We start from the raw sequence: 13,283 nt of genomic DNA, 5'->3' as shown, positions 1-13,283 counted from the left end.
AAAGCGCCCTTCGGGTAGCACCGAGCAGCCAAGCGCCGAGCCGCCAAGCTGACCCGTGACAGGCGGGTGTCGCTGAAGAGATAGATCAGGAACCCTCACGGAGCGACTCCGATGGGGGTTCTTGCTTTTGCTGATGTAGCCGGCACAACCTCGCTTGGCCGCTTGGCCGCTTGGCCGCTTGGCCGCTTGGCCGCTTGGCCGCTTGGCCGCTTTGCGACCATAGGGCAGGTAGTCATTCCTCACGCTTCTCTTTACAATACGATGGATTTTTCGGGGAGGGGCGAGCGTGCATTCGAACCCCTTTCTTCATCTATCCGATCCATCAACTGGGCGAGACTATGATCGACGTCAAGAAAGGCCTGGATCTCCCCATCGCGGGGACGCCGGAGGCGCGCATCGAGGATGCGCGACCGGCGCGCCATGTGGCCGTCCTGGGCACCGACTATGTCGGCATGAAGCCGACCATGGAGGTCCGTGAGGGGGACAGGGTCAAGCTGGGCCAGCTGCTCTTTACCGACAAGAAGATCGACGGGGTGCGTTTCACGGCGCCGGCGGCCGGCGAGATCATCGCCATCCACCGTGGCGAGAAGCGCAAGCTGCTCTCGGTGGTCATCAAGGTCGACGAGACCGAGGAGGCGGTCGAGTTCACGGCTCACGGTCGCGACAAGCTCGCCGGCCTCGAGCGCCAGGCCGTCGTCGACCAGCTGGTCGAGTCGGGGCTGTGGACAGCGCTGCGCACCCGGCCCTACTCGCGCACCCCGGCCGTCGACAGCTCGCCGACCGATATCTTCGTCACGGCCATCGATACGCACCCGCTGGCTGCGGACCCTGCCGACATCGTCAACGAGCAGGCCGAGGCCTTCGAAGACGGGCTCAAGGTGCTGGCCCAGCTCACCGAAGGCAAGGTCTACCTCTGCACGGCGCCGGATGCCCGCATCCCGGGGGCTGACGTCAAGGGCGTGCAGCACGAGACCTTCGCCGGTCCGCATCCCGCCGGCCTGGTGGGCACCCATATTCACCATCTCTCGCCCGTGGCCCTGCACAAGCGCGTCTGGCATATCGGCTATCAAGACGTCATCGCCTTCGGCAAGCTGTTTACCGAAGGCAAGCTGGACGTCAATCGCGTGATCGCGGTAGGCGGCCCGCGTGCTGAGAACCCGCGCCTGCTGCGTACCCGCATCGGGGCCAGCAGTGAGGAGCTGCTCACCGGTGAGGTGATCGATCCCGATGGCACCCGCGTGATCTCCGGCTCGGTGTTCGCCGGTGCCACCTGCGAGGGCAGCCTGCGCTACCTGGGACGCTTCCATAACCAGGTCAGCCTGCTCGAGGAGGGCAACAAGCGCGTCTTCATGGGCTGGATGTCGCCCGGCAAGAATCGCCACTCGGTGATGGGGATCTACCTGTCGAAGATCACCGGCCTGAGCAGCTATGCGCCGACGACCTCGACCAACGGTTCCGAGCGTGCCATGGTGCCGGTGGGGGCCTACGAGGAGGTGATGCCGCTGGACATCCTGCCCACCCAGCTGCTGCGCTCACTGATCGTCGGCGACATTGAGACGGCGATGCAGCTCGGCTGCCTGGAGCTGGATGAAGAGGACCTGGCGCTGTGCACCTATGTGTGCCCCGGCAAGTACGAGTACGGTCCCATCCTGCGTGACAACCTCACCCTGATCGAGAAAGAGGCCTGATGATGGGTATCCGACAGACACTCGACAATCTCGAACCCCACTTCCACAAGGGCGGGAAGTACGAGAAGTTCTACCCCCTCTTTGAAGCGGTGGACACCATCTTCTACGCGCCGCCGGATGTGGCCAAGACCACGGCCCACGTACGAGACGGTATCGACCTCAAGCGCATCATGATCACCGTCTGGCTGTGCACCTTCCCGGCGATGCTCTTCGGCATGTGGAACGCCGGCTGGCTGGCTAACGCTGCCATCGCCGACGGCTTCACCTCCATGGACGGCTGGCGTGAGGCGATCCTGATGACCCTCGCCGGCGGTCATGATCCGGGCAGCCTGTGGGCCAACCTGGTGCTCGGTGCCACCTACTTCCTGCCGATCTACCTGGTGACCTTCGTGGTCGGCGGCTTCTGGGAGGTGCTGTTCGCCATCAAGCGAGGCCATGAGGTCAACGAGGGCTTCTTCGTCACCTCCATTCTCTATGCACTGATCCTGCCCGCCACCATTCCGCTGTGGCAGGTGGCACTCGGCATCACCTTCGGCGTGGTGATCGGCAAGGAGATCTTCGGTGGTACCGGCAAGAACTTCCTCAACCCGGCACTGACCGGCCGTGCCTTCCTTTACTTCGCCTACCCGGCACAGATCTCCGGTGACTCGGTCTGGGTGGCAGCCGATGGCTTCACCGGCGCGACCGCACTTTCCATCGCCTTCCAGGACGGCATGTCGGCGCTCTCCAGTCAGTTCAGCTGGTGGGACGCCTTCATCGGCTTCATCCCGGGCTCCTTGGGTGAAGTCTCGACCCTGGCGATCCTGATCGGTGCGGCGGTGCTGCTGTGGACCAAGATTGCCTCCTGGCGGATCATGCTCGGCGTCTTCCTGGGCATGGTGGCGACCAGCGCGCTCTTCAACCTGGTCGGCTCCGACAGCAACCCGATGTTCGCCATGCCCTGGTATTGGCACCTGGTGGTGGGCGGCTTCGCCTTCGGCATGGTGTTCATGGCGACCGATCCAGTCTCCGCCTCCATGACCAACCCGGGCCGCCTGATCTTCGGCGCGCTGATCGGCGTCATGACGGTGCTGATCCGTGTTGTCAACCCGGCGTTCCCCGAAGGCATCATGCTGGCGATCCTGTTCGCCAACCTGTTCGCCCCGCTGATCGATCACTTCTTTGTACAGGCCAACATCAAGCGCCGCCTGCGGCGCACCGGTGTGCCGGCCGAGGAGACTGCCTGATGGCACAGAGCAACAACTCCATCAAGAAGATTCTGACGGTGGCGTTCGCACTTAGTCTCGTGTGTGCCGTCATCGTCTCTACCGCCGCGGTGGCCCTGCGTTCGAAGCAGCAGTTCAACCAGGAGCTCGACCGCAAGACCAATATTCTCGAGGTGGCCCAGCTCTATGAGCCCGGCATGGATGTGAACGAAACCTTTGCGTCCACCATCACGCCGCGAGTAGTCAACCTGGAGACCGGCGAGTATTCAGAGCAGCACGATCCTTCGACCTATGAGGGCTTCCAGGCGCGCCGCGACCCGGCTTCCTCGCGCACCCTCTCCGGCGAGAAGGATCCGGCTGGCCTGACGCGTGTCGAGACCTACTCTACTGTCTATCTGGTGGGTGACCCGGACGATCCCGAGCAGATCATCCTGCCGATCCGTGGCCAGGGGCTGTGGGGGCTGATGCGCGGCTTCCTGTCCGTGGAAGGCGACGGGAACACCATCGTCGGCATCACCTACTATGAGCACAGCGAGACGCCCGGTCTGGGCGGCGAGGTCAACAACCCGCGCTGGCAGGCCCAGTGGGAAGGCAAGGAGATCTTCGACGAGCAAGGTGAGCTCGCACCCGCGATTCGCCTGGTCAAGGGCGGGGCCGAGGAGAAGACCGAAGTTGATGCCCTCTCCGGAGCTACCCTGACCAGTCGCGGCGTGACCAATATGCTGCAGTTCTGGTTGAGCCCGGAAGGTTTCGGTGATTATCTGGCCAGGTTCCGTGAGGGGACCAGCCAGGATGACGCCCAGGCCGCCGACGTCGAACTCGAAAGTGAAGGAGCCTGACCATGTCTGCTGCGAGCCCAAAGAGCGTCCTGACGACGCCGATCTTCAAGAACAACCCCATCGCCCTGCAGATACTGGGTATCTGTTCGGCCTTGGCGGTAACCACTAGCATGAGCGTCTCGCTGGTCATGACGCTGGCGGTGATCTTCGTGACGGCCTTCTCGAACCTGTTCGTATCGCTGATCCGTCACCACATCCCGTCCGCCATCCGCATCATCGTGCAGATGACCATCATCGCCTCGCTGGTCATTGTGGTGGACCAGATCCTCAAGGCCTACGCCTACGAGATGTCCAAGCAGCTCTCGGTGTTCGTCGGCCTGATCATCACCAACTGCATCGTGATGGGGCGTGCCGAAGGCTTCGCCATGACCAACACGCCGGGATTGTCCTTCCTGGACGGCATCGGCAACGGCATCGGCTACGGCTTCATCCTGATGACGGTGGGCTTCTTCCGCGAACTGTTTGGTTCTGGCAGCGTGTTCGGCTTCACCGTGCTGCAGCCCGTCCAGGACGGTGGCTGGTATGTACCCAACGGGCTGCTGCTGCTGCCGCCGTCGGCGTTCTTCATCATTGGTCTGATCATCTGGGTGCTGCGCTCGGTCAACCCGGAGCAGGTCGAGGAGAACGAGTTCAAGATGAAGGAAAACACCCAGCCGAAGGAGGCCGTGTAACATGGAACACTATATCAGCCTGTTCGTTGCCTCGGTCTTCGTCGAGAACATGGCCCTGGCGTTCTTCCTGGGCATGTGCACCTTCATGGCGGTCTCCAAGAAGGTCTCCTCCGCCTTCGGCCTGGGCATCGCGGTCATCGTGGTGCTGGGCGTTACCGTGCCGGTCAATAACCTGGTCTATACCTTCCTGCTGCAGGAAGGTGCCCTGACCTGGACCGGGATCAGCGGTGCCGAGAACATCGACCTGTCGTTCCTCGGCTACCTGAGCTACATCGGCGTCATCGCTGCCCTGGTGCAGATCATGGAGATGTTCCTCGACAAGTACGTGCCCACGCTCTACAACGCGCTGGGCGTGTTCCTGCCGCTGATCACCGTGAACTGCGCCATCCTCGGTGGCGTGCTGTTCATGGTCGAGCGCAACTACAGCTTTGGCGAGTCCGTGGTCTATGGCGTCGGCGCCGGTACCGGCTGGGCGCTGGCCATCACCGCGCTGGCCGGCATTCGCGAGAAGCTCAAGTACAGCGACGTTCCCGCCTCCCTGCAGGGGCTGGGCATCACCTTCATCACCGTGGGCCTGATGTCGCTGGGCTTCATGTCCTTCTCTGGCATCCAGCTCTGAGGCAGGTCGTGCTCTCCCGGCGGCCGGACGTGTCGCCGGGGTCCAGGCAACGTCAAGCAATAGGAAACCGACATGGTTGATACAACACTCATCTTGCTCGGTGTGGTCATGTTCACCGTGGTCGTCATCGGCCTGGTTCTGGTGATCCTGGCCGCCCGCAGCAGGCTCGTCAGCACCGGGGATGTGACCATCGAGGTCAACGGCGACCCCGAGCACTCCTTGACCACCCAGGCCGGTGGCAAGCTGCTCAACACCCTGGCGGCCAACGGCATCTTCCTCTCGTCCGCCTGCGGCGGCGGTGGCTCCTGTGCCCAGTGCAAGTGCCGTGTGGAGGAGGGGGGTGGTGCCATTCTGCCCACCGAGGAATCCCACTTCACCCTGCGCGAGAAGAAGGACGGCTGGCGCCTCTCCTGTCAGGTGCCGGTGAAGCAGGACATGAAGATCGAGGTCCCGGAAGAGGTCTTCGGCGTCAAGCAGTGGGAATGCGAGGTCATCAAGAACCCCAACGTCGCCACCTTCATCAAGGAGCTCAACCTGAAGCTGCCCGAGGGCGAGGAAGTGGCCTTCCGTGCCGGTGGCTATGTGCAGCTGGTGGCACCGCCCTACGACATCTCCTTCAAGGACTTTGACATCGAGGAGGAGTATCGCGGCGACTGGGAGAAGTTCGGGCTGTTCGATATCTCCCACAAGAACAACGAGGAAATCATCCGCGCCTACTCCATGGCGAACTATCCGGACGAGAAGGGCATCCTCAAGTTCAATATCCGTATCGCCACGCCGCCGCCCAACACCAACTATCCGCCGGGGCTGATGTCCACCTACGCCTTCAGCCTGAAGCCGGGTGACAAGGTCACGGTGATGGGGCCCTTCGGTGAGTTCTTTGCCAAGGATACCGATGCCGAGATGGTCTTCATCGGTGGCGGTGCCGGCATGGCGCCGATGCGCAGCCACATCTTCGACCAGCTCAAGCGTCTCAAGACCGACCGCAAGATCTCGTTCTGGTACGGTGCGCGCTCCTGGCGCGAGACCTTCTACAACGAGGAGTACGACCAGCTGGCCGAGGAGTTCCCCAACTTCGAGTGGCACCTGGCGCTCTCCGACCCGCAGCCCGAAGACAACTGGGAGGGGCCGACCGGCTTCATCCATAACGTCCTCTACGAGAACTACCTCAAGGACCACCCGGCCCCCGAGGACTGCGAGTACTACATGTGCGGGCCGCCCATGATGAACGCCTCAGTGATCAAGCTGTTGATCGACCTGGGCGTGGAACCCGAGAACATCCTGCTGGATGATTTCGGCGGCTGATCGGGTTCGCCAAGCGGCACCTTCGGGCCGGCCTGTCGGCCGGCCCCTTGGGTTCTGCTGCCCGACATGACGATCGATACGCGGTCGTCATCTCAGGCATCAGACACTCTACCAAGCTTTCTACACCGTGGACCTCGAGCGATGTATCGTTGTCACATACGGTAGGACGGCCAAGCTTTTCCCTTTTACGAGGAGCGTTGCAATGACCCTTTACCTGGTGGTATTCGCCTTCATGCTGCTGATCATGGCCGCCATGGCCGTCGGCGTGATCATGGGTCGCAAGCCCATCGCCGGCAGCTGCGGTGGCCTCAACCAGCTCGGCCTCAAGGAGGGGTGCGAGGTCTGCGGCGGCAAGGACGAGGTTTGCGAGGAGGAGAATCGCAAGAAGTCCGGCGCGCGTCGCCGCAGCGACGAGAGCCGCGGGGCCGACCTGGGGTATGACGCCACCCGACGCTGATCGGCCTGACAGGCCAGCATCACACGAAAAAGATCAAGGGCGACGAGCCCTCGATCTTTTTTTCGTCTGCGGCTCGAGGCGTAGCGAACCGCTCGGGATGCCAGGAACAGGACGTCCTAGCAGTCTGTCGGATTAAAAAACCCGACAGCCTGCTAGGCCTCTGGAGGAGGCGTGTCCTTGAACTGTGGCGCATAGCAGGGCGGAGAGCTTGGTTCATGATCCGCGGCATCTTCCTCGGATAACGCTTGAAGGATGGCGTTGCGTAGCAGGAGCAGGTGAGAGCCCTCCAGGTCGCGGGCCGCCGAGAGCAACGTCAGCCGACCTTGTCGGGCGTGTCGCATCAGCGGGATCAGGTTCTCCGGCGCCTCGCGGAGTTCTCCTCGGTAGCGGGCGGAAAACACGTCCGGGCTGATCTCCCCCAGATGGTACTGGCGTCGCAGCGTGGGTGAGGGGGAGGCATCACGGTACCAGTCAGTCAGCGCCAGGCTCTCGCGCCGCTTGCCGCGGGGCCAGAGGCGATCGACCAGCACCCGGGCGCCATCCTCGGCGTCGACCGGCTGGTAGATCCGCTTGAGCACGATGTCGTAGGCCATCGCTACTCGCCTCCCATCTTCAGGTCATCCAGGGCTTCTCTGGCCTGCTTCTGCCAGGGGCCGGGTATGGATGCTGCTCGCTGCAGGGCCTCGCGAGCCTTCTCACCTTCCCCCAGTTCGCTTTGCAGAAGCCCCAGATTGAGCCAGGCCACGGCAAGCTCTGAATCCGCCTTCACGGCATCCTCGAAGGCAGACATGGCGCCTTGGGTGTCGCCGGTGGCGTAACGGGCATTGCCCAGCGCGAAGTGGCCCATCGCCGCTCCCGGTTGGCGGTCGACGAGCGCCTCCCAAGCGGGTAGCGCGGTCTTGACTCCCTGCACGCGCTCGAAGTCGGCAATGGCATCCAGGGCGGTCTTGGCGTCAGTGCTGGCAGGAAACTCGCCCGGGGGCAGAGCGACGAAGGCCCAGCGATCGCTGCGGGCCCAGGTGGCATCGAAGCGTTTGAAGGACTCGACGCGTTCCGGCTCCATGCCGCTGTGCAGGATCAGCGTCTCCTCGTCCAGGTCGAAACCGATGGCCACGGCGTAGTGCCAGACCGGCCAGGCGGGCAGGGAGAGGTTCTGCATCACCACCACCGGATGGCCGGCGTCGATCTCGGTGAGCAGGGCATCCATCGAGCCCTCGATCCTGAAGGGGATGCGGCCGTGGCGACGCACGGTGCCCAGCATCTCGGGCTGGACGCTGCCCTCTCGCCCGGGCAGGAAGACCTGGGGGATCAGGGTGTCGACGTCAACGGGCATGCCGGTGGCGTTGAGCACCATGGCCAGCGAAGCGGGGCCACACTGGTAGTCGCGCTGCCCATGGAAGGGGATGTCCTCGAGCAGCGCCCGGCGGGGCAGTTCGCGTTCGGTGCTCTCGGCGAGTTGCGGGGTAGAGGCGCAGCCCACCAGTGTCAGGAGCAGCAGCACCAACGCAGGAACGCCCGCGGCGCGGGCGTTCCTGGCATGCGGCTGCCTATCACGGCAGTGCATCATGGGGATCGTGCTCAGCGGGTGAAGGGGAAGACGTTGGTCAGGCCGAGGATATCGGTGACCAACAGGATCACGAAGACGGCGAACAGGGCACCGACCACGCTGGCACCGGCGGGCAGCTGCTCGAGCTGATCGGCCATCTGGGCGGCTTCCGCATCGGAGAGGGCGGCCACACGGGCTTCCACCTCGGCAGGGTCGACGCCCTGGGCGACGAGCTGCTCCTGGACGTCGTCACGGGCAAGGATCTCGTGGATCCGCTCCCGGTCCCCCTGGGTGCGTTCGACGTTCAGGGCATCCTGGGTGGTGACCAGGCCGCTTCCCGGACTGGTCGGCGCGGCGGCCACCGGCAGGCTGCCCAGCACCAGGGCGGCAATGAGCAGCGGGCTGAGGTAACGGCAGATCTTCTTCATCATCTCGGTGTTCCTTCTTCTTGGGTTGGGCTTCCGGCTCCAGGCTCCGGCGTACCTGCTTCCTTGCAGGCCGACGAAACAACGATGTCTGTCCAGTATAGGACGGAATGATGTGACATTTCATGCCCTTGCGTGCCCTTGGGGTCTGACCCCGCAGATGCATATTACGCCAACCCTCTGATATAACTAAGAAATCAATAGATTGGGGGTCAGACCCCAAGGGCTACGCCGAGCTCTCGGACATCCAGCGGAGATATGCAGCCTTTTGATTTGTAGGAAATATTCCTGGGGAACTCTCAGGGCCTGACCCCAAAGGGCCGTGGGATCAGTCGATCCGGTAGGAGGAGGGCAGTTCGGCGAGCAGGCCGCGACCGCCGGCCAGGGTCAGGGCCAGGTCATGGAGGCCATCCCAGAGCGGCACGCTGCTGCCTCCCTTTATCGCCAGGTCCAGGCGCTGGGCAAAGAGCAGCAGCTTGTGCAGCCGCTTCAGCGGCAGCCGGGCGATGGCCTGCTGGTAGGCGGGGCGACGCTTCTCGAAGATCGGCGGCTTCTGGGCCTTGCAGGCATGCTCCAGGCTCTGGCCCTGGTCGAGGTGCTGCTGGAGGGAGAGCAGGATACGCAGCTCCCGGGACAGGGCCCAGAGCACGATGGGGGCTTCGACCCCCTCGCCGCGCAGGCCGGCCATGATCCGCGTGACCCGGGCGCGTTCGCCCTTGAGGCAGGCGTCCAGCAGCGTGAAGACGTCATAGCGGGCGCTATCCTCAACGCCGCCCGCCACTTCGCGGGGGCCGACCCGTGCGCCTGCGGGCAGCATCAGGGCCAGCTTCTGCAGTTCCTGGTCGGCGGCGAGCAGGTTGCCCTCGGTGCGCTCGCCGAGCAGCCGGGCGGCATCGAGGTCCAGGGAGAGGCCGTGGCGCCCGGCGCGGTCACGCAGCCAGAATCCCAGCCGCGAGGCGTCCACCGGCCAGACCGGCACGAAGAGCCCGAGCTTGTCCAGGGCCTTGAACCAGGCGCTCTTCTGCTCGCGATAGTCCAGCTTGCCGGTGGAGAGCAACAGGACATCGTCGCTGCCCTTGAGGGATTCGGCGTAGTCGCGAAGTGCCTTGGCGCCTTCCTGGCCGGGCTTGCCACTGCTCAGGCGTACCTCGATGAGTCGTCGTGTGGCGAACAGCGAGAGGCTGGCGGCGGCCTCGGTCAGGCGCCCCCAGGCGAAGTTGGCCTCCACGTGCAGGACCTCGCGTTCATCGACCCCCGCCTGGCGAGCGGCGGCGCGAACGGCGTCGCAGGCCTCCATGTGCTGCAGCGGCTCCTCGCCGGCGACGATCACCACCGGAGGCAGCTTCCTGGCCAGCGCGTCTTGAAGCTTGTCGGGAAAGACCTTCATAGCGCCCGCAGGCGGTCCATCAGCTGGCGTACGGCCGCCTCTCGCAGCCGCTCGCGCGTGGCCTCGCGCAGGTCGTCCTGGGCCAGCAGCTCGTCATCGTTGACCGTCAGGCGCTCGCTGACCTCCAGGCGCTGCTGGTCGAGCAGGTAGGCACTGTCGGCGCGGCGCTGCACCGAGAAGGGCACCTCGAGCGTCATCTCCAGGTCGCGGGGTCCGCTGTCGAGGACGCTCAGTCGTCGTTCACGGAAACTTTCCGGGCCCAGGTTGAGCACGCGCTCCGCCTGCCCATCGATCCGGGTGCCGGCACTCTCCAGGCGGCGGGCGACCAGCCGGGCCAGCTCGCTCTCCGTACCCGACAGGGCCAGGGCATCGATGGCCACTACCGGCTGGTCGAGGCCGCGCAGGCGAAAGCCGCAGCCGGCCAGCACCAGGGAGGCGCCGGCGGCGAGGCCGAGTTGCAGTAGGGTTCGGCGCTGCATGGGGCTCTCCGTGTCAGGGTGCGGCGTTCAGCCCACCACGATGTTGACCAGCTTGCCGGGCACCACGATCACCTTGCGGATCGTCTTGCCGTCGGTGTGGCGCTGCACGTTCTCCGCCGCCAGCGCCTGGGCCTCGATGGCATCTTTAGCCGCGGAGGCCTCGACTTCGATGCGGGCACGCAACTTGCCGTTGACCTGCACCACCAGCTCGATGCTGTCGCGCTCCAGGGCCGACTCGTCGACCTGTGGCCAGCGGGCATCGATCGCCGGCTCGTCATGGCCCAGTTCCTGCCAGAGGGTGTGGCAGGCGTGGGGCGTGATCGGCGCGAGCAGCAGCACGCAGGCTTCTACTGCCTCGCGGGCCACGGTCAGCCCCTGGGGCGAGGTGTCCTCGAACTTCGAGAGGGCGTTGGTCAGCTCCATCACCGCGGCGATGGCGGTGTTGAAGGTGGTGCGCCGGCCGATGTCGTCGCCGGCCTTCTTGATGGTCTCGTGGGTCTTGCGGCGCAACTCGCGTTGCGCGTCGTCCAGCGCGCCGAGGTCGAGCGTGCCGGGCTCGCCGGCTGCGAGGTGCTCGCTGACCAGGCGCCACAGGCGCTTGAGGAAGCGGCTGGCCCCCTCGACGCCGGCGTCGGACCACTCCAGGGACTGCTCCGGCGGGGCGGCGAACATCATGAACAGGCGCACGGTGTCGGCGCCGAAGCGGTCGATCATCGATTGCGGGTCGACGCCGTTGTTCTTGGACTTGGACATCTTCTCGATGCCGCCCATTTCCACCGGCTGGCCGTCGCTTGCCAGCACGGCGCTGATCGGGCGTCCCTTCTCGTCGCGCTTGACCTCGACATCGGCGGGGTTGAACCATTCCTTGCCACCGTTATGGGTGGGGCGGGAGTAAGTCTCGGCGATCACCATGCCCTGGGTGAGCAGGCGCTGGAAGGGTTCGTCGCTCTTCACCAGCCCCAGGTCGCGCATCAGCTTGGTGAAGAAGCGAGCGTAGAGCAGGTGAAGGATGGCGTGCTCGATACCGCCGATGTAGAGGTCCACCGGCAGCCAGTAGTCGACCCGCTCATCGAGCATCGCCTCCATGTTGTCGGCGCAGCAGAAGCGCGCGAAGTACCAGGAGGACTCCATGAAGGTGTCGAAGGTGTCGGTCTCGCGCGTCCAGCCGTCGCCGAGGTCATAGAATTCCGGCATGCGCTTGAGCGGCGAGCCGGTGGCGTCGACGGTGACCTCCATGGGCAGGGCTACCGGCAGCTCCTCGTCGGTGAGCGGCACGGTCTGGCCCTCGGGGCCGTACTTGACCGGGATCGGCGCACCCCAGTAGCGCTGGCGAGCCACGCCCCAGTCGCGCAGGCGGAAGTTGGTCTTCACCACGCCGCGGCCGAGTGCTTCGAGGCGCTTGGCGATGGCGTCAAACGCCGCTTCGAAGGCCAGGCCGTCGAACTCGCCGGAGTGGATCAGCACGCCATAGTCATCATGGGCGCCCTGGGAGAGGTCCGGCGCCTGGCCGTTCTCGTCGGCGATCACCGGCTCGATGGGCAGCCCGTACCTGGTGGCGAACTCCCAGTCGCGCTGGTCGTGGCCGGGCACCGCCATGACGGCGCCAGTGCCGAACTCCATCAGCACGAAGTTGGCCACGTAGACCGGGACCTCGCGGCCAGTGAGGGGATGCACCGCCACATGGCCGGTCGGCATGCCCTTCTTCTCGCGGGTGGCCAGCTCGGCTTCCGAGGTGCCGCCGCGGGCACACTCGGCACAGAAGTCGGCCAGCGCCGCGGTGCGCTCGGCGGCCTGCTTGGCCAGCGGATGGTCGGCGGCCACGGCCATGTAGGTGACGCCCATCAGGGTGTCGGGACGCGTGGTATAGACCGCGAGCGGACCCTGGACGGCCTCGAGGCCGGAGCCCTCGGCGGGCTTGATGTCAAAGGTGAGTTCGATGCCACGCGACTTGCCGATCCAGTTGCGCTGCATGGTCTTGACCTGCTCGGGCCAGTCGATGCGCTCCAGGTCGGCCAGCAGTTCCTCGGCGTAGTCGGTGATCTTGAGGAACCACAGCGGGATCTCCTTGCGCTCCACCTGGGCGCCGGAGCGCCAGCCGCGGCCTTCGATCACCTGTTCGTTGGCCAGCACCGTCTGGTCGACCGGGTCCCAGTTGACGGTGGACATCTTCTTGTAGACCAGGCCCTTCTCCACCAGCTGGGTGAAGAACCACTGTTCCCAGCGGTAGTAGTCGACATCGCAGGTCGCGAACTCGCGGCTCCAGTCGTAGGCGAAGCCCAGCGCCTTGAGCTGGCGGCGCATGTAGTCGATGTTGTCGTAGGTCCACTTCGCCGGCGGTACCCGATTCTGGATCGCGGCGTTCTCCGCCGGCATGCCGAAGGCGTCCCAGCCCATGGGCTGCATGACGTTCTTGCCCTGCATGCGCTGGTAGCGGGAGACCACATCGCCGATGGTGTAGTTGCGCACATGCCCCATGTGCAGCTTGCCGCTGGGGTAGGGGAACATCGACAGGCAGTAGAACTTCTCGCGGCTGGCGTCTTCCACCGCCTTGAAGCACTGGTTCTCGTCCCAGAACTGCTGGGCGTCGCGTTCGGTCTCGTGGGGCTTGTACTGTGCGTCCATCGCTCTCTTCGGGTACCTTGAAAGTCGAGCGCAGCGGCGT

13 protein-coding genes are annotated in these 13,283 nt (G+C 64.8%); 7 read left to right on the top strand and 6 right to left on the bottom strand.

The window, feature by feature from the left end; translation table 11 throughout:
• Nucleotides 1–338 precede the first annotated feature (338 nt).
• From OP498_RS13135 to nqrM, 7 genes are all read left to right on the top strand, one after another.
• Nucleotides 339–1,688, top strand: coding sequence for a Na(+)-translocating NADH-quinone reductase subunit A (locus tag OP498_RS13135; protein WP_280553819.1), 1,350 nt, complete (start codon nt 339–341; stop codon nt 1,686–1,688).
• Nucleotides 1,688–2,914, top strand: a complete 1,227-nt coding sequence (locus OP498_RS13130) for an NADH:ubiquinone reductase (Na(+)-transporting) subunit B (RefSeq protein ID WP_280548557.1) — start codon at nt 1,688–1,690, stop codon at nt 2,912–2,914. The genes OP498_RS13135 and OP498_RS13130 overlap by 1 nt, the downstream gene beginning before the upstream one ends.
• Nucleotides 2,914–3,732 carry a Na(+)-translocating NADH-quinone reductase subunit C gene (locus tag OP498_RS13125; RefSeq protein ID WP_280548556.1) on the top strand — a complete coding sequence of 273 codons (819 nt, stop codon included), beginning with the start codon at nt 2,914–2,916 and terminating at the stop codon, nt 3,730–3,732. Before OP498_RS13130 ends, OP498_RS13125 begins: the two co-directional genes overlap by 1 nt.
• A gap of 2 nt (nt 3,733–3,734) precedes the next feature.
• Nucleotides 3,735–4,403 (top strand): NADH:ubiquinone reductase (Na(+)-transporting) subunit D, encoded by a 669-nt coding sequence (locus OP498_RS13120; protein WP_280548554.1) that lies wholly within the window; start codon nt 3,735–3,737, stop codon nt 4,401–4,403.
• Between the two features lies 1 nt (nt 4,404).
• Nucleotides 4,405–5,022, top strand: a complete 618-nt coding sequence (nqrE, locus tag OP498_RS13115; RefSeq protein ID WP_280548552.1) for an NADH:ubiquinone reductase (Na(+)-transporting) subunit E — start codon at nt 4,405–4,407, stop codon at nt 5,020–5,022.
• Nucleotides 5,023–5,094: 72 nt separating this feature from the next.
• A complete protein-coding gene (nqrF, locus tag OP498_RS13110) occupies nt 5,095–6,327 on the top strand; it encodes an NADH:ubiquinone reductase (Na(+)-transporting) subunit F (protein WP_280548550.1) in 1,233 nt (410 codons plus the stop codon).
• A gap of 202 nt (nt 6,328–6,529) precedes the next feature.
• Nucleotides 6,530–6,784 (top strand): (Na+)-NQR maturation NqrM, encoded by a 255-nt coding sequence (gene nqrM / locus OP498_RS13105; protein ID WP_280548548.1) that lies wholly within the window; start codon nt 6,530–6,532, stop codon nt 6,782–6,784.
• A 152-nt stretch (nt 6,785–6,936) separates the two neighbouring features.
• Here nqrM and OP498_RS13100 read toward each other — a convergent pair whose 3' ends face one another.
• From OP498_RS13100 to leuS, 6 genes are all read right to left on the bottom strand, one after another.
• Nucleotides 6,937–7,377 carry a DUF488 family protein gene (locus OP498_RS13100; protein WP_280553818.1) on the bottom strand — a complete coding sequence of 147 codons (441 nt, stop codon included), beginning with the start codon at nt 7,375–7,377 and terminating at the stop codon, nt 6,937–6,939.
• A gap of 2 nt (nt 7,378–7,379) precedes the next feature.
• Complete coding sequence (locus OP498_RS13095) at nt 7,380–8,351, bottom strand: PA2778 family cysteine peptidase (protein WP_348533486.1); 972 nt, start codon at nt 8,349–8,351, stop codon at nt 7,380–7,382.
• A gap of 11 nt (nt 8,352–8,362) precedes the next feature.
• Nucleotides 8,363–8,758, bottom strand: a complete 396-nt coding sequence (locus tag OP498_RS13090; RefSeq protein ID WP_280548664.1) for a PA2779 family protein — start codon at nt 8,756–8,758, stop codon at nt 8,363–8,365.
• A gap of 325 nt (nt 8,759–9,083) precedes the next feature.
• On the bottom strand, nt 9,084–10,142 hold the full coding sequence (gene holA / locus OP498_RS13085; RefSeq protein ID WP_280553816.1) for a DNA polymerase III subunit delta: 1,059 nt from the start codon (nt 10,140–10,142) through the stop codon (nt 9,084–9,086).
• Nucleotides 10,139–10,621, bottom strand: a complete 483-nt coding sequence (lptE, locus tag OP498_RS13080) for an LPS assembly lipoprotein LptE (RefSeq protein WP_280548539.1) — start codon at nt 10,619–10,621, stop codon at nt 10,139–10,141. Before lptE ends, holA begins: the two co-directional genes overlap by 4 nt.
• A gap of 27 nt (nt 10,622–10,648) precedes the next feature.
• Nucleotides 10,649–13,243, bottom strand: coding sequence for a leucine--tRNA ligase (gene leuS, locus OP498_RS13075; RefSeq protein ID WP_280553815.1), 2,595 nt, complete (start codon nt 13,241–13,243; stop codon nt 10,649–10,651).
• Nucleotides 13,244–13,283: the final 40 nt, after the last annotated feature.

It is taken from the genome of Halomonas sp. 25-S5, from assembly GCF_029889845.1.
In the GTDB taxonomy this organism is placed as follows: domain Bacteria; phylum Pseudomonadota; class Gammaproteobacteria; order Pseudomonadales; family Halomonadaceae; genus Halomonas.
Note: the sequence above shows the minus strand (reverse complement) of the source record. Positions and strands in the feature narration are given on the sequence as shown.

Bases quoted from the DNA above. Each gene is read 5' to 3' on its own strand.
- OP498_RS13135 (WP_280553819.1), top strand. From the start codon at position 339: ATGATCGACGTCAAGAAAGGCCTGGATCTCCCCATCGCGGGGACGCCG.
- OP498_RS13130 (WP_280548557.1), top strand. From the start codon at position 1,688: ATGATGGGTATCCGACAGACACTCGACAATCTCGAACCCCACTTCCAC.
- OP498_RS13125 (WP_280548556.1), top strand. From the start codon at position 2,914: ATGGCACAGAGCAACAACTCCATCAAGAAGATTCTGACGGTGGCGTTC.
- OP498_RS13120 (WP_280548554.1), top strand. From the start codon at position 3,735: ATGTCTGCTGCGAGCCCAAAGAGCGTCCTGACGACGCCGATCTTCAAG.
- nqrE (WP_280548552.1), top strand. From the start codon at position 4,405: ATGGAACACTATATCAGCCTGTTCGTTGCCTCGGTCTTCGTCGAGAAC.
- nqrF (WP_280548550.1), top strand. From the start codon at position 5,095: ATGGTTGATACAACACTCATCTTGCTCGGTGTGGTCATGTTCACCGTG.
- nqrM (WP_280548548.1), top strand. From the start codon at position 6,530: ATGACCCTTTACCTGGTGGTATTCGCCTTCATGCTGCTGATCATGGCC.
- OP498_RS13100 (WP_280553818.1), bottom strand. From the start codon at position 7,377: ATGGCCTACGACATCGTGCTCAAGCGGATCTACCAGCCGGTCGACGCC.
- OP498_RS13095 (WP_348533486.1), bottom strand. From the start codon at position 8,351: ATGATGCACTGCCGTGATAGGCAGCCGCATGCCAGGAACGCCCGCGCC.
- OP498_RS13090 (WP_280548664.1), bottom strand. From the start codon at position 8,758: ATGAAGAAGATCTGCCGTTACCTCAGCCCGCTGCTCATTGCCGCCCTG.
- holA (WP_280553816.1), bottom strand. From the start codon at position 10,142: ATGAAGGTCTTTCCCGACAAGCTTCAAGACGCGCTGGCCAGGAAGCTG.
- lptE (WP_280548539.1), bottom strand. From the start codon at position 10,621: ATGCAGCGCCGAACCCTACTGCAACTCGGCCTCGCCGCCGGCGCCTCC.
- leuS (WP_280553815.1), bottom strand. From the start codon at position 13,243: ATGGACGCACAGTACAAGCCCCACGAGACCGAACGCGACGCCCAGCAG.